Annotated in this window: 17 protein-coding genes and 1 pseudogene; 14 read left to right on the top strand and 4 right to left on the bottom strand. The window is 62.3% G+C overall.

Annotated elements, in window-relative coordinates:
- The first annotated feature begins 73 nt into the window (after positions 1-73).
- From msrP to ACWCOO_RS00640, 4 genes are read left to right on the top strand one after another with little or no spacing between them, the layout of a single operon-like run.
- Positions 74-1042 carry a protein-methionine-sulfoxide reductase catalytic subunit MsrP gene (msrP, locus tag ACWCOO_RS00625; protein ID WP_446831050.1) on the top strand — a complete coding sequence of 323 codons (969 nt, stop codon included), beginning with the start codon at positions 74-76 and terminating at the stop codon, positions 1040-1042.
- A 25-nt stretch (positions 1043-1067) separates the two neighbouring features.
- Entirely contained in the window at positions 1068-1667 is a 600-nt protein-coding gene (locus tag ACWCOO_RS00630) for a sulfite oxidase heme-binding subunit YedZ (protein WP_446831965.1), read from the top strand.
- Positions 1668-1669: 2 nt separating this feature from the next.
- Positions 1670-2917, top strand: coding sequence for an MFS transporter (locus ACWCOO_RS00635; RefSeq protein ID WP_446831051.1), 1248 nt, complete (start codon positions 1670-1672; stop codon positions 2915-2917).
- 30 nt (positions 2918-2947) lie between these two features.
- Positions 2948-3055, top strand: a complete 108-nt coding sequence (locus tag ACWCOO_RS00640; RefSeq protein ID WP_446831052.1) for an ATP-binding protein — start codon at positions 2948-2950, stop codon at positions 3053-3055.
- 179 nt (positions 3056-3234) lie between these two features.
- On the opposite strand, the pseudogene ACWCOO_RS00645 reads toward ACWCOO_RS00640, so the two are convergent.
- A pseudogene (locus ACWCOO_RS00645) lies at positions 3235-3402 on the bottom strand (transposase); the annotation flags it as partial.
- 384 nt (positions 3403-3786) lie between these two features.
- Here ACWCOO_RS00645 and ACWCOO_RS00650 point away from each other — a divergent pair.
- From ACWCOO_RS00650 to ACWCOO_RS00660, 3 genes are all read left to right on the top strand, one after another.
- Entirely contained in the window at positions 3787-4803 is a 1017-nt protein-coding gene (locus ACWCOO_RS00650; protein WP_446830388.1) for a helix-turn-helix domain-containing protein, read from the top strand.
- A gap of 240 nt (positions 4804-5043) precedes the next feature.
- The gene (locus ACWCOO_RS00655; RefSeq protein WP_446831053.1) at positions 5044-5640 is read left to right on the top strand and encodes a hypothetical protein; all 597 of its coding nucleotides are present in this window, start codon (positions 5044-5046) and stop codon (positions 5638-5640) included.
- A gap of 785 nt (positions 5641-6425) precedes the next feature.
- A complete protein-coding gene (locus ACWCOO_RS00660) occupies positions 6426-7460 on the top strand; it encodes a TRAP transporter substrate-binding protein (RefSeq protein WP_446831054.1) in 1035 nt (344 codons plus the stop codon).
- Between the two features lie 40 nt (positions 7461-7500).
- Here the strand turns inward: ACWCOO_RS00660 and ACWCOO_RS00665 are convergent, their stop codons facing one another.
- Both ACWCOO_RS00665 and msrA read right to left on the bottom strand, forming a co-directional pair.
- Positions 7501-8889, bottom strand: coding sequence for a TonB family protein (locus ACWCOO_RS00665; RefSeq protein ID WP_446831055.1), 1389 nt, complete (start codon positions 8887-8889; stop codon positions 7501-7503).
- Positions 8886-9551: a peptide-methionine (S)-S-oxide reductase MsrA gene (msrA, locus tag ACWCOO_RS00670; protein WP_446831056.1), complete on the bottom strand. Its 666-nt coding sequence runs from the start codon at positions 9549-9551 to the stop codon at positions 8886-8888. The genes ACWCOO_RS00665 and msrA overlap by 4 nt, the downstream gene beginning before the upstream one ends.
- Before the next feature lie 334 nt (positions 9552-9885).
- Between msrA and ACWCOO_RS00675 the strand changes: the two genes are divergently transcribed.
- The 3 genes from ACWCOO_RS00675 to ACWCOO_RS00685 all read left to right on the top strand — a co-directional run bounded on the left by ACWCOO_RS00675 (position 9886) and on the right by ACWCOO_RS00685 (position 12671).
- Positions 9886-10902: a helix-turn-helix domain-containing protein gene (locus ACWCOO_RS00675; RefSeq protein ID WP_446830388.1), complete on the top strand. Its 1017-nt coding sequence runs from the start codon at positions 9886-9888 to the stop codon at positions 10900-10902.
- 81 nt (positions 10903-10983) lie between these two features.
- Complete coding sequence (gene rpmE, locus ACWCOO_RS00680; RefSeq protein WP_446831057.1) at positions 10984-11196, top strand: 50S ribosomal protein L31; 213 nt, start codon at positions 10984-10986, stop codon at positions 11194-11196.
- Positions 11197-11393: 197 nt separating this feature from the next.
- The gene (locus tag ACWCOO_RS00685) at positions 11394-12671 is read left to right on the top strand and encodes a citrate synthase (RefSeq protein ID WP_446831058.1); all 1278 of its coding nucleotides are present in this window, start codon (positions 11394-11396) and stop codon (positions 12669-12671) included.
- Here ACWCOO_RS00685 and ACWCOO_RS00690 read toward each other — a convergent pair.
- Complete coding sequence (locus tag ACWCOO_RS00690) at positions 12668-15304, bottom strand: penicillin-binding protein 1A (protein ID WP_446831966.1); 2637 nt, start codon at positions 15302-15304, stop codon at positions 12668-12670. The two genes, ACWCOO_RS00685 and ACWCOO_RS00690, sit on opposite strands and share 4 nt — an antisense overlap.
- 101 nt (positions 15305-15405) lie before the next feature.
- Between ACWCOO_RS00690 and pilM the strand changes: the two genes are divergently transcribed.
- The 4 genes from pilM (at position 15406) to ACWCOO_RS00710 (ending at position 19325) form a co-directional block, all read left to right on the top strand.
- On the top strand, positions 15406-16404 hold the full coding sequence (gene pilM / locus ACWCOO_RS00695) for a pilus assembly protein PilM (RefSeq protein ID WP_446831059.1): 999 nt from the start codon (positions 15406-15408) through the stop codon (positions 16402-16404).
- Entirely contained in the window at positions 16397-16969 is a 573-nt protein-coding gene (locus ACWCOO_RS00700) for a PilN domain-containing protein (protein ID WP_446831060.1), read from the top strand. Before pilM ends, ACWCOO_RS00700 begins: the two co-directional genes overlap by 8 nt.
- Positions 16966-17802 carry a hypothetical protein gene (locus tag ACWCOO_RS00705; RefSeq protein WP_446831061.1) on the top strand — a complete coding sequence of 279 codons (837 nt, stop codon included), beginning with the start codon at positions 16966-16968 and terminating at the stop codon, positions 17800-17802. The genes ACWCOO_RS00700 and ACWCOO_RS00705 overlap by 4 nt, the downstream gene beginning before the upstream one ends.
- 125 nt (positions 17803-17927) lie before the next feature.
- Positions 17928-19325, top strand: coding sequence for a type IV pilus secretin PilQ (locus ACWCOO_RS00710; protein WP_446831062.1), 1398 nt, complete (start codon positions 17928-17930; stop codon positions 19323-19325).
- Positions 19326-19459: the final 134 nt, after the last annotated feature.

The following is a 19459-nucleotide window of genomic DNA, read 5'->3' on the forward strand; positions in this document are numbered from 1 at the left end:
GAGCAAGAGCTTGTATCTCTCGGCGAAAAAGGGACGCCCGGTTCGCCTTGCACGTGTGGGTTAGTATTGCCGGATGTTGATCCGCAAACCTGCCGATGTACGCACGTCGGAAATAACCGCCGAGTCTGTATATTTCAACCGCCGCGCCTTTGTCGGAGGGTTGGCTGCTGCAGGCTTGGTAGGCACCGCTAGCGGAGAGCCCCGCTATCTCGTTACCGGAACCGGGCAGCGGGAATTGGACGGCGTGGCCCGCGGGCGGTTCAGCACCGACGAACCGGCCAACTCCTACGAGGAAGTAAGCACCTACAACAACTTCTACGAGTTCGGCACCGGCAAGGACGATCCGCATCGGAACTCCGGAGAGTTCCGTCCGGCTCCCTGGACCGTGAGGGTGGAAGGCGAAGCGGAGGTGACCGGTGAGTTCGATGTGGAAGGCCTGTTGGCCGGTGTCGGACTCGAAGAGCGCGTTTACCGGATGCGCTGCGTGGAGGCGTGGTCGATGGTGATCCCGTGGGTGGGCGTGCCCCTCGGCGAAGTGCTGAAGCGGTTTCGGCCCACCTCACGCGCGCGCTATGTGGCGTTCGAGACCATCTACCGGCCGGACGAAATGCCCGGCCAGCGCCGCAGGGTATTGCGGTGGCCGTACGTGGAAGGCCTGACCATAGAGGAGGCCACCCATCCCCTGACCCTGCTGACCGTCGGGGTGTATGGCGTCACGCTCCCGAATCAGAACGGCGCGCCGCTGCGGCTGATCGTGCCCTGGAAATACGGCTTCAAGGGCATCAAGTCCATAGTGCGCATAAGCTTGCAGGAAAAGCGCCCGCCAACCAGTTGGAACATCTCCGCCCCTCAGGAATACGGTTTCTACGCCAACGTAAACCCTGAGGTGGACCACCCCCGCTGGAGCCAGGCCAGCGAGCGTCGCATCGGGTCGGGTTTCTCGGGGCTGTTCGCGCGCCGCATACCCACGCAAATGTTCAACGGTTACGGGGAACAAGTGGCCCACCTGTACTCCGGCCTGGACCTGCGCCGCAACTACTAACGGCCCAGGCATTGCGCCGGTGCCGATGCGGGTCCTCAAGCCGCTGGTGTTTGCGGCCTGCCTGACGCCGCTAGGCTGGCTGGTGCTGCGGATTGCCGGTCTTGCCGAACCCGGACTGGGCGCAAATCCCGCCGAGCAAATTCAGGATCAACTCGGCCTCTGGGCGCTGCGCCTGCTACTGGTCACCTTGTGCGTCACGCCCGCAGCACGCCTTCTTAAAAGGCCCCGTCTGTACCGGTTCCGCCGCATGCTGGGGCTGTTCGCCTTCTTCTACTGTACGCTGCATCCGCTTGCCTATTTCCTGCTCGACCTGCAGCTTGATTTCGCCCACCTGGGCGAAGACCTTCTCAAGCGCACCTTCATTACGGTAGGTATGGCCTCCGTGCTGCTGCTGATCCCGCTGGCCGTAACCTCCACTCGGGGCTGGCAGCGGCGCCTGGGCCGACGCTGGAACCGCCTGCACCGGCTGGTTTATCCGGCGGCTATCCTGGCCTGCTGGCACTATTACTGGCAGGTCAAGGCCGATACGGCTGAGCCGCTGGTATATTGCGCGATTCTGGCGCTGTTGCTGGCGCTACGTTTTTGGTGGTCGCGCCTGGGCGGGCGGCTTCTTCGGGGAGGATAGGAATGCAGGAAATCTCTACTCGCGGCCGGATTTTTTACGGCTGGTGGCTACTCGTTGGGCTGTTTCTGATATACGCCGCGTCCAACGGCATTCTCCTCAACACGATGCCGCTGATCTTCCCGGATCTGGCGGCGGAGTTCGGTTGGAGCAAGGAGCAAGTCACACGGCCTGCCACGACATTCTTTTTTCTCGCCGCCGTGCTCAATCCCTTGGCGGGTTACCTGCTGGACCGTTTTTCCGTTCGCTGGCTGATGCTGGGGGGTTCGCTGGGAATCACCCTGGTGCTGGCATTGATCCCGCTGGTACAAAACCATGACCACCTGATGGCTCTGTATGTACTGTTCGCCATTTCGCTCTCCCTCTCCGGCCTCGGTCCATCCCTGATGCTGCTTTCTCGCTGGTTCGTTCGTTACCGCGGCATCGCTTTCGGTATTCTGCTGCTCGCTTCAAGCTTCGGCGGTGCAATTTTCCCTGAGATTGTCAAGAATGTCTTGCCGGACTGGCGTACCGCCGTACAGATCATGGCCATCGTCGGCGGCCTCATGCTCGTGATTCCCGCGATCTTCCTCCTTCGCGACCACCCCGCGCAATCCGGACAGGCGCCCGATGGCGTAGAGGGCACCAAGGTGGACGCGCTACCCAAACCGGATGCGGTGCTTGGCGTACTAATTCGATTGGCAAAGTCTCCAGTGTTCTACCTGCTTGCTTTCTCCACGGGTACGCTGTGGTTCTGCATCGTCGCGATGCTGAACAATCAGGGACTCTTTTTTCGAGATGAGCTAGGGCTGGATGAAACGACCGCTGCACGACTTTTCCAGGTTTTCTTCGTTGCGGCAATTGTCGGAAAATTGCTGTTCGGTTACTTGGCGGACAAATTCGACAAACTCAAAGTCATGCTTGTGAGCGTGATAAACCTTGGCGCAGGATTGGCACTACTGTTCCTGGCTACTCCAGGACAAGCGTTTTGGCCATTCGCGTACGCGGTTGTCTATGGAGTTGGCTATGCTGGAGCATTCACGATGATTCAGTTGGCGATCGCAGAGTTTTACGCCGGTCGTAACTATGGAAAGATACTGGGGATATTCATCTGCATAGACTCCTTGGCCGGCTCTGTGGGAAGCAACTATCTCGCCCGAACGGCTGACATAACCGGAACCTACAGCAGTGGCTTTACTACGATGATTTCCCTATGCGTGGTCGCCGTGCTTTGTGTCATAGCGCTTATGTGGCGGCGGCGACACAAAGCATGAAAGATCCGGCATAGCTGGACAAGGGTAGAGATGTTCAGCGATACGGTACTGGCCACTGCCAACCTGGACCACCGACTCCAGCATTGCACCACCATCAACAACAAAGACAAAAGCTACCGGCTGAAGAAAACACGCTAGGCCGGTCTGCTCAACCCTCCAAAGGATACCCTCTCGGACAAACCGGGTTAGCCACCCAGACCGGACACGGTAACGTGCCGTAACAGGTCAGTTCATCTTGCCGAAAACCGGACACTACTGTGTACTCTTGACAACCCGCGCCTCAGCCTCGACCGGCACCGGGACGGTCAACCTGCGACCCTAACCTGCTCGTCAGTCTTGTCCGGCTTGATCGCCTTCACCCACTTATACAGGCTGTGCGCCGAAACGCCGAGACGTTCGGACACTTCGGCGACAGAATAGCCGCGATCAACAATCTGTCGGACTGCCTCGTCCTTGAACTCAGGGCTGTATCTTTGGTTGCTCATGGTACTTCCTCCTATGCTCGGAACAGAGCACGGAAGTATCCAGCAAACCGGGGGCACTCCAACTCAAAATCTAGAGCCTCCGGTAAACACGGTACGGTTCACAGAATACCGTTGTAGTCCAAAAGGGGACATCTCTGAATTGGAGAAAGGGGACATTACTGCTTTGGGCTAACAACCCTCTTTAGCTTCTGTCCGGGTTCAGACACATGTGGGACTGGTGCCGAAGTGATGGCGGGGTGGTTTCTGCTCTGATGGGGCGGGAACGGCGCAGCTCTTTTCCGCAGGGAGCGTAGCGACGCAAGGAAAAGAGGTGCGCCCCGGCGCTCGCCGGGGCGCGGGTTCGGTTAGCCTTTGTTTTTCCAACAAACAAAAAGGAGCCGAACCATGCAAATCAAGTCCCTGGGGATGAAACGTGTGCGCATGGACGATACCACGCCGGGCGATGCATTTGAGCGCTTACGCAAGATCGAGACCTATCGGGAGTTACGCGCAGAGGGGTGCAGCGAGGCCGCGGCTCTGCGCGCGGTCGGCTGGTCCCGATCCACCTATTACCGCTGGCAGGCGCGCTACCGTTCTCAAGGCGTGAAGGGGCTGGCAGCCAAAAGCCGCCGCCCGAGACGCACCCATCCCGCGCGCTGGACGCGGGCCCAGGAATGGGCCGTATGGCGGATGCGCAAGCACTATCCGTTCATGGGCAAGCGGCGCCTTAAGGTGATGCTGGATCGCGAAGGAATCCTCCTGTCGGAATCGACCATTGGACGGATCCTCGTCAAGGGCGTATGCCTGCGCCGGATCACGCCGTGCGCGTTCTGCCGCGGGCGGGTGACGGCCAAGCGAAGGCGCAACTTCGCCAACGGACACGCCCAGCGCTGGCGTCCCGGCGTGAAGGCCGCTCAGCCCGGCGAGTGGGTGCAGATCGATCACATGAGTGTGTCGCGCGACGGCGATACGCTCAAAGAGTTCAAGGCCGTCTGCCCGGTCAGCAAACAACTGGTCGTGCGCGTGTATTCCCGGGCTACCGCCAACAACGCCCGGCGCTTCTTGCAAGCAGTCCGAACCGAACTGCCCTGTCCGCTGCAATCCCTGCAAGTCGATGGCGGCGCCGAGTTCCGCGCCGAGTTCGAAGACGCCTGCCAGACGCTCCAAATCCCCCTCGCCGTACTGCCACCCAAAAGCCCCCAGCTCAACGGCGTCGTCGAACGCGCCAACGACAGCTCAAAAACCGAGTTCTGGAACCTCTACAGCGGACAACTCACCGTCAAGGACGCCGCACCCGCCTTGGCACAATACCAGCACTTCTACAACCATGTCCGACCTCACTACGCCCTGGACTTGCTCACACCAATGCAATACCTTCGAAAATACAGGACAGCCGAACACGCTCAGTCCCATATGTCGTGAACCGGTACAGCTTCTTGCATTCGAACTCTGTACTCCGTATATTCAGGCTTGCAAATTGCTTCATGGGCAGCCCCGTCGGGCTACCCGCTGAATGTAACAGCCCGATATCGGGCGGCGGCTGATCCCCGCCTCCCGGGCGAATAGGTGGGGTTTTCTTCCCTATGAAGTAATTTGCATGGCCCGGCACTTGTGCCGGTGAAACAAGCGAATCAAGGGCGCTAGCCCGGAGGAGAACGGAACATGGCGCAAACTAAGGTCAACTTTTGGCAACGTATTAACCGCAAGCCTGCAACACCAGAAGAAGTTAAGCAGCGGTTGCGGATGTTCCTCGTTGCTTGGATTTTGTTTGTCCTATATGTAGGTTTTGCCTCCACCGCATCCGCGACAGTAATTGCCTTTTCGTCCGCCGAGGCCTGCAGAAACCCCGACGTTGGCGATGCAGGTGTTGAATTCAACACTGTGGAAGATGCGCGAAAAGCGGGGTATTCCTGGGTGCGTAGTGCATACGATACGACAGCAGACTGTCATTACGTTGAAGGCGCTGCAATAAATCCATCGGTGCGGAATCCATCAACCGGGATCAAACGACTTTGGACCTGGTTCAATGCAGCTTTTTTGAGCGGACCAGTGCTTGCGGCAGGAGTCTGGAACGGTGCAAGCACGGCGTTCCTAGCGGGGTTTGCGCTCGTTACTACGGATGCGGCCGGCGTAGGAGTAACAGCGGCGTCTCGCAAATTGGCCGAGTATCAAGCCTCCGATCCCTGCGCCGCAATGGCTGCTGCTGCCGCACCTTTGCCGTTCGACTACTGGGCTTGCCGCAAACAGCTAGGCTACTAACCTTGTTGGCAACAAATAGAAATGTCCGCTTTTAGAACAAATAAACTGTCCGGTTTGGGGGCAGCGCTCCACAGCGCCTGAAGGACGGAGTCCGAAGGGCGCAGTGGAGCGCTGAGCGGGCTGTCGACCGCACCTGCGGCAAGCGTCTCAAGTCACTGATTCCGATCCTCGTGGAGGCGATGGAGCGGCACGGCCATCTTCAACTCGGTCCAGAAATTCGCGCCAGCCTGCCGGCCATGAGTGCGGCGACGATCAACCGGTCACTGCGGGGGCCCCGGGACCGAGCTGGCGGCCGCAAGCACGTCGGGGAGCTGGGCGCCACGCTGGGCCCGATCCGCCTGCTTCGGCAGATGCGGGGACACCAGCAGCGGGTTGCCAACCAGCCGAAGGCGGATCCGCAAGGGCCGACGGCCGCTCCGCCGGAGCAGTTCCGCGCTGGCCTGCGGACCGCGTGGGCGGATGGTGAGGCGAGACCGACGGCCCCACCACAGAAGAAGCCAAAACGCTCACGGCGGCGACCCGATCCGCTGGTCAAAGTCACCGAGCAGTTGCGCGCCCGGCTCGAAGCCGAACCGTGGAGCACGAGCCGCCAGCTACTTGAAAAGCTCCAGGCTGCGCACACACTGGCGAGTGGTGGGGAACACAACCGAAGATTTAGCAGTTTGAAAGCGCAGCACGGATGCGTACACTGAGGCTTGTAGCACAAGAGCGGGCAAACGCGGCCAGTATGAGCACAAGCGGCACAAGAATCGGGTCCTACAACCATTGATACGCAGGCAGCGCGCATGAGGCCATTCCCGGTTCTCGCCGTTGCGAGCCTCCTTGCGCTGACCGCCTGCGCACCATCCGGCCAGGATCAGTCGCCGGCGGACGATCGCCCCGTCACGGAAATCACCGCGGCCGGCACAGCTTTTCCGAACACCATCGGCGAACAGCACTGGTTCACGTTTCAGCGCATGGTGGAAGAAGGCACCGGGGGCCGATTCAAGGTGCGGATGCTGGTGCATGGGCAACTCGGCTCGGAAGAGCAGATCGTGGCGGGGCTGCGGCGCGGGCGTGTAAACATAGGCAACCTTTCCGCGATGGTGGCGTCCACCCTGGTGCCGGAAACGGCAATCCTTTACGCCCCGTTTCTATTCGAAACCGAGGAAGAGGCGGATTTCGTCTATGACCACTTCCTCACCGAGCTGTTCACCGAGCTGTTTGCCGAACAAGGCTTGCACCTGGTGTCTTGGAGCGAGATCGGCTTTCACCATGTCTATTCAATAACGCCCGTGCTCTCCCCGGAAGATATGCGCGGGCGCCGGTTCCGGGTTTCGGCGAGCGACGCTTCGCGCCTGTTTGCCGAGGCGCTGGGCGCGGACATCATTCCGCTGGGTTTCGGAGAAATCGTGCCTTCGCTGCAAACCGGCCTGATCGAGTCGGGCGAGAACTCCGTGAGCATGTATGTGCGAACCGGAACCTCCAGCGAAGCGCCTCACCTCACGCTAACGGCGCACTGCTTCGGCATGTCGATCATCGTGGCCGACAAGGCCTGGTGGGACAGCCTAGCTGACGCCGACCGCGAAATCATGGCACTGGCTTACCCCAGCATTGCCGTAACCCGCAAGGACACGCGCGAGGAAGCAGCCGGCGACCTGAAGAACGCGCAAAGCTTCGGCATCGCGCCGCGCTGGCCGGACCGGGCCGAACGCGCCAGCTGGGCGGCTGCGGTGGCCCATGTGCCTGAAGAACTAGCGCGCGCTGTGGGCGGCCGCTCGAACCAAGTTCTGGAAACTATCGCCGCGGGCAAGGCTGCCTTCGCCGACGCCCGGCAATAGCCGCGGCGATATCCGCAGATTCCGCCGGCCCGAGGCGTACTCAGGCGTCGCCCGGATACTCGATCGGGCGTTCTTCTTCCGGCGCTTCGCCAGGGGCCTCTACTTCCACCGAAGCCTCTGCTTCAAGGCGCTTGTACCAGCGGAATCGGTGCCGGTAAATCACGCCTTCTGCACGCACGGGCTCTCCGTCGCGCATCTGCGGACGGAACCTGGCGTCCTTGATCAAGGATGTCACGAGTTCGTCAATCATCCCCGGCGGGTCGGATTCCGTCACGCTAGCCTCCGAAACCCTGCCGTCCGCCTCGAGGGTCAATTGCAGCACCACCGAACCGGCCCGCGGCTGCGTTTCGTAGCGCGACGGATTCTTCATTTCCCGCGGCACCTGCACCGGCAAGCGCGCGCTGCGCAGCGGTATTACCGGACGCTGCAGAAGCTCGCCGCGCAGGTCCAAACCCTCGTCACCGCCGCTCAGCAACTCCCAAGCTTCCCGGTAGTTTTCGCGCGCCATGGGCGAGCGATTGAAGATCGTGTGCGTATCGCCGATATCGATCAGCAGCCGCGCCTGCGCCAGAATGTCCTGAATCGGATTGGCGCGAAGAATGCTCAGCGCGCGCCTAAAGAATTCTTCGGCCTTGTCGCGCCGCGACTCCTTGAGGAAGCTGGTCGCCTGACCACGTAGCGCCTGCACACGCTCAGGGCTGTTCTCGCCGTTGGCCGCCTGAATGATTCGATCGGCAGCGGCATAACTCTCACGCTGCAGACTGGTCTGGCGAGTTCGCTCATACCACTCGCCGAGCTTGTAGAGCGCTGGGACAATGCGCTCGTCGTTCGGCCCATAACGCCGCTCGTGGGCCCGCACCTGAACGCGCTGGTGCAGATTGGCTTGTTCCAGGTCGCCATCGGCCAAGGACAGTTCGCTCAGCAAGTCGCGCGTGGGACCTTGGTCGAGGCTATAGACGCCTGTGTTGGAATGCGTCACGCGCAGGGCGCGCGCCAGCGGTTCGACGGCAGCTTCCAGGTCGCCCATGCGCAGGTAGGTCCTGGCCATCCCGTGCAGAGGGTTGATGAGTTCGAGGGAGTCATAACCCAGTTCGCGCTCGACGATAGCCAGATTGCGTTCGTAATGAAACAGCGCGTTGCGATATTCACCCTGCACCCGTTCCACGGTGGCCAGATTGATCAATGGGCCGGATAGCTCCGCAGCGTCGCGCCCGTAATGCTCTTCCGCGCGCCGCAATAGCGTTTCGGCGAGTTCCTTTCCCTCCGCGTAGCTCTGCTCCCGAAACAGTTCCACAAAGCGCCGGTTAAGTTGGCGCTGCTGCGTAAGCCAGTTCTCCGTGGCTTCGGCGTCTGGCGGCGCGTTATCCTGCGCGGCGCCGTATGCCGGCGCGGCCAGAATGATTGCGGCTATGAGGCCCGTCCACTTCATGCCGGCTGCGCCGCCACCGCGCGCTTCCCAACGGAGTCCAGTTCGCACGCCACGCCGGTTCCACCAAGGCCGCAGTAGCCGTTCGGGTTCTTCGCCAAGTATTGCTGGTGATATTTCTCGGCGAAATAAAATTCGCAGGCGGGGCTTACCTCGGTCGTAATCGGACCATACCCCGCGGCGGCCAGCGCCTCTCCATACGCCTTGCGGGAGCTCATGGCCAGAGTGCGTTGCTCGGGCCCCAGGGTAAACAGCGCCGAGCGGTACTGCGTGCCCACATCCGCACCCTGACGCATACCCTGGGTAGGATCATGCGCTTCCCAGAACAGCGCCAGCAATTGCCGGTAACTCACTTCCGCCACCCGGTAACTCACCAGAACGGCCTCGGCATGCCCGGTGGTCCCAGAGCACACCGAATAGTAGTCCGGATCCGCCATGGCGCCGCCCGTATAGCCCACGGCCGTGCAATGCACACCGGACAGTTGCCAAAATTTGCGTTCCGCGCCCCAGAAGCATCCGAGCGCGAAAATCGCTTGAGACACCCCGTCCGGCGGTGCGCCGGCCAGAGCCGCGCCCAGTACATCGTGCGTCGCGGCCTCGAATCGGCCCAGGTGGGGCGGCGTGGCCAGTGAAGCCCAATAGACCGTGTCGAATTTCGTGCTCATGGCATGTGTCGGCAATAGCGGTTTGCTGTCCTCGGCTCTACAGAAATAGTTGCGCTTTAGTCAGCGCAAGAACACAAACATATCATAGTGCGCGGCAGTGTCGGGCCGCACATTGCAGCAGTCCGCGGCGCGTGACTGATGTCCGGGTTCAGACACATGTGGGACTGGTGCCGAAGTGATGGCGGGGTGGTTTCTGCTCTGATGGGGCGGGAACGGCGCAGCTCTTTTCCGCAGGGAGCGTAGCGACGCAAGGAAAAGAGGTGCGCCCCGGCGCTCGCCGGGGCGCGGGTTCGGTTAGCCTTTGTTTTTCCAACAAACAAAAAGGAGCCGAACCATGCAAATCAAGTCCCTGGGGATGAAACGTGTGCGCATGGACGATACCACGCCGGGCGATGCATTTGAGCGCTTACGCAAGATCGAGACCTATCGGGAGTTACGCGCAGAGGGGTGCAGCGAGGCCGCGGCTCTGCGCGCGGTCGGCTGGTCCCGATCCACCTATTACCGCTGGCAGGCGCGCTACCGTTCTCAAGGCGTGAAGGGGCTGGCAGCCAAAAGCCGCCGCCCGAGACGCACCCATCCCGCGCGCTGGACGCGGGCCCAGGAATGGGCCGTATGGCGGATGCGCAAGCACTATCCGTTCATGGGCAAGCGGCGCCTTAAGGTGATGCTGGATCGCGAAGGAATCCTCCTGTCGGAATCGACCATTGGACGGATCCTCGTCAAGGGCGTATGCCTGCGCCGGATCACGCCGTGCGCGTTCTGCCGCGGGCGGGTGACGGCCAAGCGAAGGCGCAACTTCGCCAACGGACACGCCCAGCGCTGGCGTCCCGGCGTGAAGGCCGCTCAGCCCGGCGAGTGGGTGCAGATCGATCACATGAGTGTGTCGCGCGACGGCGATACGCTCAAAGAGTTCAAGGCCGTCTGCCCGGTCAGCAAACAACTGGTCGTGCGCGTGTATTCCCGGGCTACCGCCAACAACGCCCGGCGCTTCTTGCAAGCAGTCCGAACCGAACTGCCCTGTCCGCTGCAATCCCTGCAAGTCGATGGCGGCGCCGAGTTCCGCGCCGAGTTCGAAGACGCCTGCCAGACGCTCCAAATCCCCCTCGCCGTACTGCCACCCAAAAGCCCCCAGCTCAACGGCGTCGTCGAACGCGCCAACGACAGCTCAAAAACCGAGTTCTGGAACCTCTACAGCGGACAACTCACCGTCAAGGACGCCGCACCCGCCTTGGCACAATACCAGCACTTCTACAACCATGTCCGACCTCACTACGCCCTGGACTTGCTCACACCAATGCAATACCTTCGAAAATACAGGACAGCCGAACACGCTCAGTCCCATATGTCGTGAACCGGTACAACTGATTGAAGCACGGCGGGGATTGGGGTATGCTTCGCGCCCGCTTACGGACATTGATCAGGGCGCGGCGCCGTGAAAGCAGGCATTCATCCGAAGTACAACGAAATCAAGGTCACCTGCAGTTGTGGCCGGGAGCTTGTTACGCGCTCCACCTTGAGCGAGGACATCCGCGTGGAGGTGTGCTCCGCCTGCCACCCGTTCTTTACCGGCTCCCAGAAGATCATGGAGTCCGCCGGTCAGATCGAGAAGTTCCGGCGCCGTTATGGCGCGCGCAAGTCCGCATAACCGCGTCGTTTAGGCGAATTTCCGATTATTCCGCGCCGGCACTATAATGACCGGTCGCGATGCATGCGCCCAGAATCTGGGCCATGTTTTTCCAGACTGGCGTTTCCCGACAGGAGAGGCGCCTGTTCCGGTGTTCGGCAACCCGGTTTCGTAATGCCTGTGCGTAACCGGCTTGCCGGCACATACAGAGCGGTGTCATGACCGATTCGGGCGACAAAATCGTAAGCCGCGACGGGCACTCTGTGCCGCTCGCCCGCCGTACCGGCGTGATGGGGGCGGACGCCCTGGAGATTTCGGGTCTGCCCAAGGCGGCAGGCGCCTACAGCTACGACCCCGGCTACGCCGGCACGGCTAGTTGCAGCAGCCGAATCACTTATGTGGACGGGGAAAAGGGCATCCTCCTCTACCGCGGGTATGCAGCAGACGATCTGGCCCGCAACAGCAATTTCGAGGAGGTATCGTGGCTGCTGTTGCACGGAGAACTGCCGACCACCGCGGAGCTGAAGTCGTTTTCCGACGAATTGACGGGCTTGCGGGCCTGTGCACCCGAAGTGCTGGCTTCAATCGCGGCGATGCCCCTCCAAGCCCATCCCATGAGCGTTATGGCGGCGGCCCTCTCGTTGATGCCCGCGGTCTATACCGACTGCATCGACTCGGGCGACGCTGCTCACCGGCAGCGCTTCGCACGCCGAATCATCGCGGTCATGCCTACCGTGGCGGCGGCGGCGTTTCGCAATTCCCAGGGAAAAGAGCCGATCGCGCCACGCAGCGATCTCGACCATGCCGCCAACCTGCTCTACATGATGTTCGGTGAGGAGCCCGACGCCACGGCTGCAAAGGCTCTCGATACCTTGCTGGTATTGCACGCCGACCACGAACAGAATTGCTCCACATCCACCGTTCGAATAGCCGGGAGTTCCGGCGTCAATCCGTTTTCTTCCCTGGCCGCCGGCTGCATTGCGTTATGGGGTCCCGCCCACGGCGGAGCGAACGAGGCGGTGCTGGAGATGCTGGAAGCCATCGGCTCGCCGGAGAACATAGAAGAATATGTAGGCCGAGCCAAGAACCCGAAGGACTCGTTCCGGCTGATGGGTTTCGGCCACCGCGTCTATAAAAATTTCGATCCGCGCGCCACGATCATTCGGGGCATCTGCCATGAGGTTCTCGATACCTTGCGCGCGGGGCGGGGACGGCTGTTCCGGCTGGCGCGGAAGCTGGAAGAAATCGCACTGCGCGACAATTACTTCAAGGCGCGCCGGCTGTATCCGAATGTGGACTTCTACTCCGGGATCATCTACCGGGCGCTCGGGCTTCCGGCGGCGATGTTCACGCCCATGTTCGCGATCGGCCGCACCGCCGGCTGGGCGGCGCACTGGTGCGAGATGCACGACGACCCCGAGTCGCGAATTGGCCGGCCGCGGCAACTCTACCTGGGGCCTAAGCCGCGCACCTACGTCCCAGCGGAAAAGCGCTAGAAGAGTTCTTCCTCGCTCTCGGCGGCGGAAGCGGGCGCCGAATCGGGGGCGGCGGGCAGGACCTGCTCACGAAACAGCTCGAAAATCGCGTCCGCCTCGCCCGCCCGCGCCAACAAGCCGGTCGTCGGCGAAATCCGGGCAGATACAATGCCGGCGGGACGCGGCAGGGGCGCTTCCGGCGCGCCCCGCAGAGCTTCCTCCATGAAGTAAATCCATAGCGGAAGCGCCGTTCTACCGCCTTCCTCGTTGCTTCCCAGCGAGCGTTCCTGGTCGAAACCCACCCATGCGGTAGCGAGCAGGTTCCCATTGAAGCCGCTGAACCATGCATCCCGGTTATCGTTTGTAGTTCCGGTCTTGCCAGCCAGGTCTGAGCGCCCCAAGGCCGTTGCCCGCCGACCCGTTCCCCGGCTCACGACCGCGCGCATCATGTCATAGACGATATATGCGTTCTCCGCGTTCACCGCCCGCGGCGCCCGTTTCACGTTGGCAAACAAGGCCGCGTTCTGGCTGGCGTCCGGCTTGCGGCCGTAGGTAACCGCCTGCATCTGCGCCACTGAATCAAAGGCCGCGCTTGCGTCATCGTCATCCACGTCGGGATATAGCTGCGCAAGACGGTCAATCCTCGCAAAGGTGTGCTCAAGCTGCGCCGGCATGCGGGGCTTTGTGCCGTTCAGCCACTCGGCAGTCGAAACCGAAACCGAGGCGGATGCCTCAACCTCGCCCGGCAACTCGCATTCCCGGCATGCGGCCAAGGGTTCGGCACGGAAACGAACCTCATCCTGCTCCACACGCTCAATGAGCCAGGGATCCACCCGGTATCCGCCATTCGCAAGCGGCGCATAGCCCCGAGCAATATCAAGCGGCGCCGCGCCTCCCGAGCCCAGCGCCAGGGAATAACTCTCCGGCAGTGAAGATTCCGGTAGTCCGAAAGCGCGGATATGTTCGATGGTGGCCGGCAAGCCCAGTCGCAACAGCACCCGAACGGACACCAGATTCATGGAGCGGACCAACGCCTCGCGCAACCGGGTGGGGCCGTTGATGCGCCCCGAATTGTTCTTCGGTCGCCACACGGTTTCGGTGGCGGGGTCCTGGATCACCACCGGCGCATCGTTGACGATCGTGGCGGCGGTCAGCCCGTGCTCCAGCGCAGCCGAATAAATGAAAGGTTTGAAGACCGAGCCCGGTTGACGCAACGCATGCGTAGCGCGATTGAAGCGGCTGCGCGCAAAATCGTAGCCGCCCACCAGCGCCACCACGGCCCCGTCATGCGGGTCGATCGCTACCAGAGCACCCTGCACGTCCGGTTCCTGAGTCAGTTGCAGTACGCCATCCTCTACCTCCCGCACCCGAATCAAATCGCCCATGGCCAACATTTCGCCAGGGCTATTCGGCAGCCGACCGCGAGCGTTCACCGAAATATAGGGGCGCCACTGAACATGCTCCCAAGAAAGCAATTTTCGGCCCAGACCCTCGACCAGCACCTCGACTGCTTTCGCCTCGCCAAATCCCGTTACCAGTGCCAGCCGCGTGTCGGCAACACCCAGTTCCGACTGCAGCAACTGCAGACGAGCCAGCAGTTCGGCGTCACTGCGCAAGCCTTCGGCACGCCAGTCGTTCAGTGCGCCGGACTGCAGGACGCCGCGATAACCGTGACGCCGGTCGTAATCCCGCAACCCACGGCGCAAGGCGCGCTCAGCCGCCGCTTGCATGCGCGAGTCGATAGTGGTCGATACCCGGAAGCCCCCCGTATAGGCATCAAGGCCATAGCGCCTGAGCATTTCCTCGCGCACCATTTCCAGCACCCAGGGTGCGCTGACTTCGCGGCGGGGGCCATGCAGCGTGGACTCCATGGGTGTATTGAGCGCTATCTGCCGCTGCGCCTCGTTGATAAATCCCAGTTCCTTGAGCCTGCGCAGCACGTATGCGCGCCGGTTCGTCGCGCGCGCGGGATTTCGAACCGGGTTGATCGCCGACGGCGCCTTGGGCAAGCCGGCCAGCGTTGCGCTTTCGGCAATCGACAGCTCCTGCAGAGACTTTCCAAAATACACTTGGGCAGCGGCAGCCACACCGTAAGCGCGATTGCCGAGAAATATCTTGTTGAGGTAGAGCTCGAGAATTTCCTGCTTGCTCAGTTCGCGCTCAAGACGCATTGCCACAAACAGTTCTCGGGCCTTGCGCACGAAGGTGCGCTCGCGGTCCACGTAATACTCACGAGCAAGTTGCTGGGTTATGGTGCTCCCGCCCTGGCTGGCGGAACGGGTCAGCAACAGATTGAACGCGGCGCGCGCCAGTCCCTGGTAGTCGTAACCCGGATGCTCGAAGAACCGGTCGTCCTCGGCGGCGAGGAAGGCATTGCGCAGGAGTTCCGGAACATCCTCCAGTGCAACCGGCGTTCGGAGTTTCTCGCCCACTTCGCCAATCAGGCGGCCGTCCCGGGTAATGGCCTGCATGGGAATCTGCAGCGGCACTTCGCGGATGCGCTCGACGCTGGGCAGGCCTGGCGCAAGATGGAAATAGGCGCCGGAAATCACCATGGCCAGGAAAACGAGGCACATGGAAACGCCTGCGGCCACGAATACGCATATCTGCATGAACGCGTTCACTAACCGGCTGGACTCGATGGACAGGCGCATCACAGGATATGTTCCAAGCTTTGCGGCATTCGCTTTTCCATTATAGGCAGCGATGGCGCGATTTCTTGAAGGCTGGGGACCGGCTGGCGCCCAGGGGAACAATGCAGGGACTGCTTCCGAACAAGAGCGTGGTGGGAATCGACTTCGGCGGCGGCGCCGTCAAGGCAGTCGAATGGACCCGTGGTTCGATCCGCGCCTGCGCTCTGGCGCCTGTGGCGGCGGAGCAAGACAGTAGCGACTGCTCCGCCTCCGAAGCCGCGCTGCATAGTGTGCTGCGCAAGGCTGCACCCAGCGCGGGCAAGGCCGTGGTGGGGCTGAACGCCGGCGAGGTGCTGGTGCATGCATTTCGCTTGCCTCAAGACTTGCCGATAGCCGAGATCGAAGAACAGGCGCGCCTGAGGGCGCTGAAGGCGGCTCCATACCCCGCAAGCGAAGTCTGCTACGACTACCAACCCGAAGGCGCGAACGATCAGCAGGTCAGCTATCGCATGGTCATTGCCCGTTACACGGCCGTCCGGGCGCTTTGTGCAACCGTCGAAAGCGCAGGCCTCAAGGTGGCGGCAGTCGATCTTACGCCGTTCGCCGTTCAACGCGCACTTGCTGCGTCCGTCATGCAAGAGCGTGCTTGGGCGGTTCTCGACGGCGGTTATGCCGCAACCCGCCTTTCTGTATACGGGAAAGACGGTCGGCTCGCGTTTCAGCACAGCCAGCCGTTCGGTTGCCGGGACTTGGCCCAACGCTTGCAACAGGCGTTGGGGCTTACCCCGAACGAGTCGCACAAGGCGATTGAGGACTGCAGCTTGCCGGGAGGGCCGCTGCACACCGTGCGCAGTGCGTTTCTCGACGATCTCGCGCGTCACGCAGCTCGCGCCCTGCAACTGCTGGACACCTCGGAGCGCGATGCGCACACTCCGGAGATAATCTTTTTCTGGGGCGGTTCAGCGCTGCTGCATGGCGCCTGCAGCGTGCTGAGCAAGGCTCTCGGCATTCCCGTGCATTTAGCCGAGCAAGGGCAGGAAATGGCTGCCGGGATGACCGCGCCCGAGTATTCGCCCGCTTTTCTCGGCGCTTATGCGCTTGCCCTCAACGATCATGCCTGAGGTTTCCGGATTGCCGCAGGGCAAAACAACCGAGCTCCGCTCCTTCAACCTGTTGCCGTGGCGCGAGCGCCAACGCACAGTGCGCCAACGTCAAGCCTTCGCCGCGTTGGCGGGCGGCGTGCTCGTTGCCTGCCTGCTGCTGGCCGCTATCGAGTTGCCATTGCGTGAGCGGCTGCACTCCGGCGCGGCGCGGATTGCCGAGCTGCAGAGATCGATTTCCATCGCAAAGCGGGGAACGGCCGAGCGGGACGCGCTGGAAGCCAGCACCGCCCAATCGCGCTCGATCCTGGCCGAAGTGGAAAGAATTCGCTACGGCAATGCGGTGGCGCGCGATTGGCTGGCGGCCCTGCCCGAGCAGATCCCACCCGGCCTGCAGTTGACGCAAGTGAGCTTGCAGCGGGAAGCCTGGCAACTGCGCGGCTTGGCGGCGGAGCTGGAGTTGGCCCAGGAGCTGCTGGCGCGTGTTCGCAAACTGCCGATGGTGGATGAAGTGCGCATGGAGCGGCTGGGCAGCGCGACAAGCGGACCGCGAGAGTTTGCACTGAATGGACAGTTCAGGAAATGACGCTTCTCGACGAATTGCGCACCCTGGACGTTGGTGAACCGGCCCGCTGGAGCAGGCGTGTATGCATGATGCTGGCCGGCATCTTGTTCTTGCTCGTTGCCGTGCTGGGGCTCAGGATGCGCGTGTTCGGCCTCTGGCTGCCGCGGCTGGAGGATGTCCGTGCCGACATCGCCGAGCTGGAGCGGCAATTGGATGTAGCGCACAGGGCCGCCGGCGAAGTGCAAACGCTCGGCAAGCAGGCGGAGACAGCGGAAGAGCTTCTCAAGGCCACGGGCGTCTGGCTCCCTTTGCGGGCCGTAGAGCTCGATCTCCCCGTCGCGCTCGCAACCGGATGGGAAAGCGCGCCGCTGCAGGCGGTTCGATCCTGGGAACCGCCAACCGGCTTAGCGGTGGGCCTGCCGCGGGCCGGCGCGGAGGTCGAGTTAAGCGGAACTTACGCCGTCTTGGCGGGCTTCGTGGACTGCGCGCTGCGTTCCAGACAATTGCGCGAACTGATCGAACTGAACATCGAATCACCGGTACCCGAGACACCCGGTCTGCTGCGCGCCTCGGTGCGCGTCGTGGCCCACTACGGCGGTTCAGGCGCTGCGGACTTGTTGCGGCAAAGGCCGGAACAACCGACGTCGCCAGCCGCCAGCGGCTGTGCGAGCGCGCTTGCTGATCTGCCGTCGCCGTTCAGCGGCACATTCGCTGCGACGGTAACGCCCGTTGAAGCGCAAGCGACAAGTGCTCCGCCGCCGGTGCCGGGGCGCGGGATGGTGCGCGTCGGGGCACGAAGCTACGAACTGTCGCGGGACGCGGCGGGAGAGTGGGTGAGGCGCTCAAGCGAATGAAGACGCGGAAGAGACGCTACTTGGCACAACGTGGCGGAGCGCCGCGGCACGGCAAGAGCAGCCAGAAGCACTGCGCACAAATTAAGCATGTGCGAGCGACAAGCGACGCAGTCCAGCCGCGATACGTGGCAGGTAGAACGCGGCGCAGCTTGTGCCGTGGGCTGCTAGGTCTAGCGGCGGCGGTGGTGGTGGTGGGGGCAGGCCCGAAACTGTTGGGCGCCGAAACCGCGCCCGACGCTGCCGACAAGCCGGTTTCGCTGAGCTTTCAAGAGTTGCCGGTGCGCTCCGCTTTGCAGCTTCTGGCCGAAGCCTCCGGCATGCAGTTGCTTGTTTCCGACACCGTAGCCGGCAACCTGACCCTGGAACTCGAAGAGATGAGACGCGAGGACGCGCTTGCACTGATCCTGGAAAGCCGAGGCCTAGAAATGCGGCGGCGGCATGGCGCCTGGGTGATTGCCACGCCTGCCGAGTTCCGCGCCAGCGACGCTGCCCGCCTGGAAAGGGAACGCGCGCAGGAGCTCCTGGCACCCCTTGGCTGGCAGGAATTTCGGGTCAACTATGCCGAGGCCGCCGCGCTAGCCGCGATGATCACCAGCAGCAAGGCCGGCTTGCTTTCGGAGCGCGGTTCGGTACAGGTGGATGAGCGCAGCAACACACTGCTGGCGCGCGACACCAAGCCGCGACTGGCGGGAATCGCCGACTTCCTGACCAAACTCGATACCCCAGCTCGGCAGGTCCTGATCGAGGCGCGCGTCGTAGTCGCCAATCAGAATTACAGCCGCAACCTGGGCCTGCGCTGGGGCGTCACGGCGGCGGCGCACACAGGCAGCGGTGGAGCCGTGGCAGTGTCAGGCAGCGGGACGGCAACCGACTTTTTAGTACGGGAGCTGGAAGGTGGCGAACCGGGATCATTGACAACACCCGAACCGACGGATCGTTATAACGTCCGGTTGCCGGTGGCGGGGGCGACCGGGCAGTTCTCGCTGGCGCTGCTGCATCCCGACTATCTTCTTGACCTGGAGCTGGCCGCAATGCAGGCGGAAGGCCAGGGCCGGCTGATTTCCTCGCCCAGGGTGCTGGCTTCCGACCAGCGCGAGGCCAGCATTCAACAGGGCGTGGAAATTCCCTACCAGGAGGCCGCTTCCAGCGGCGCCACCACGACCCACTTCAAGCAGGCGGCGCTGGGTCTCACGGTCACGCCGCGAATCACACCCGGCGACGAGGTCATCCTGCGCTTGCTGGTAACCAAGGACAGCGTCGGCAAGATCGTGGCCACAGAGCGCGGTGGGGCGGTTCCGTCCATTGATACACGCAGAATCGAAACCGAAGTGCGGGTGCGCAGCGGGCAAACGCTGGTCCTGGGCGGCATCCGCGAGAGCGAAAGCGCCGATGCACAATCGAGCGTTCCTTTTCTCGGATCGGTTCCCGGGTTGGGCCGCCTGTTCCGCTCGGACATCCAGTCGTCCAGCCAGACGGAACTGCTGATCTTCGTAACGCCCAAAATCCTGGCGCAGGCCCGTTAGTCACCGCATCAAAAACGCCCGCTGCCCCGCATGTGGCGCCTTCAAGAGGCGGCCGCCGATATTGTGGGTACCATTTGCGCGCGAGCCGGGCGTATATGACCGTCCGGCCGCGTCTTTTCGCAGGCGGGCCACAG

It is taken from the genome of Candidatus Foliamicus sp., from assembly GCF_965221325.1.
Taxonomy (GTDB): Bacteria; Pseudomonadota; Gammaproteobacteria; order Steroidobacterales; family Foliamicaceae; genus Foliamicus.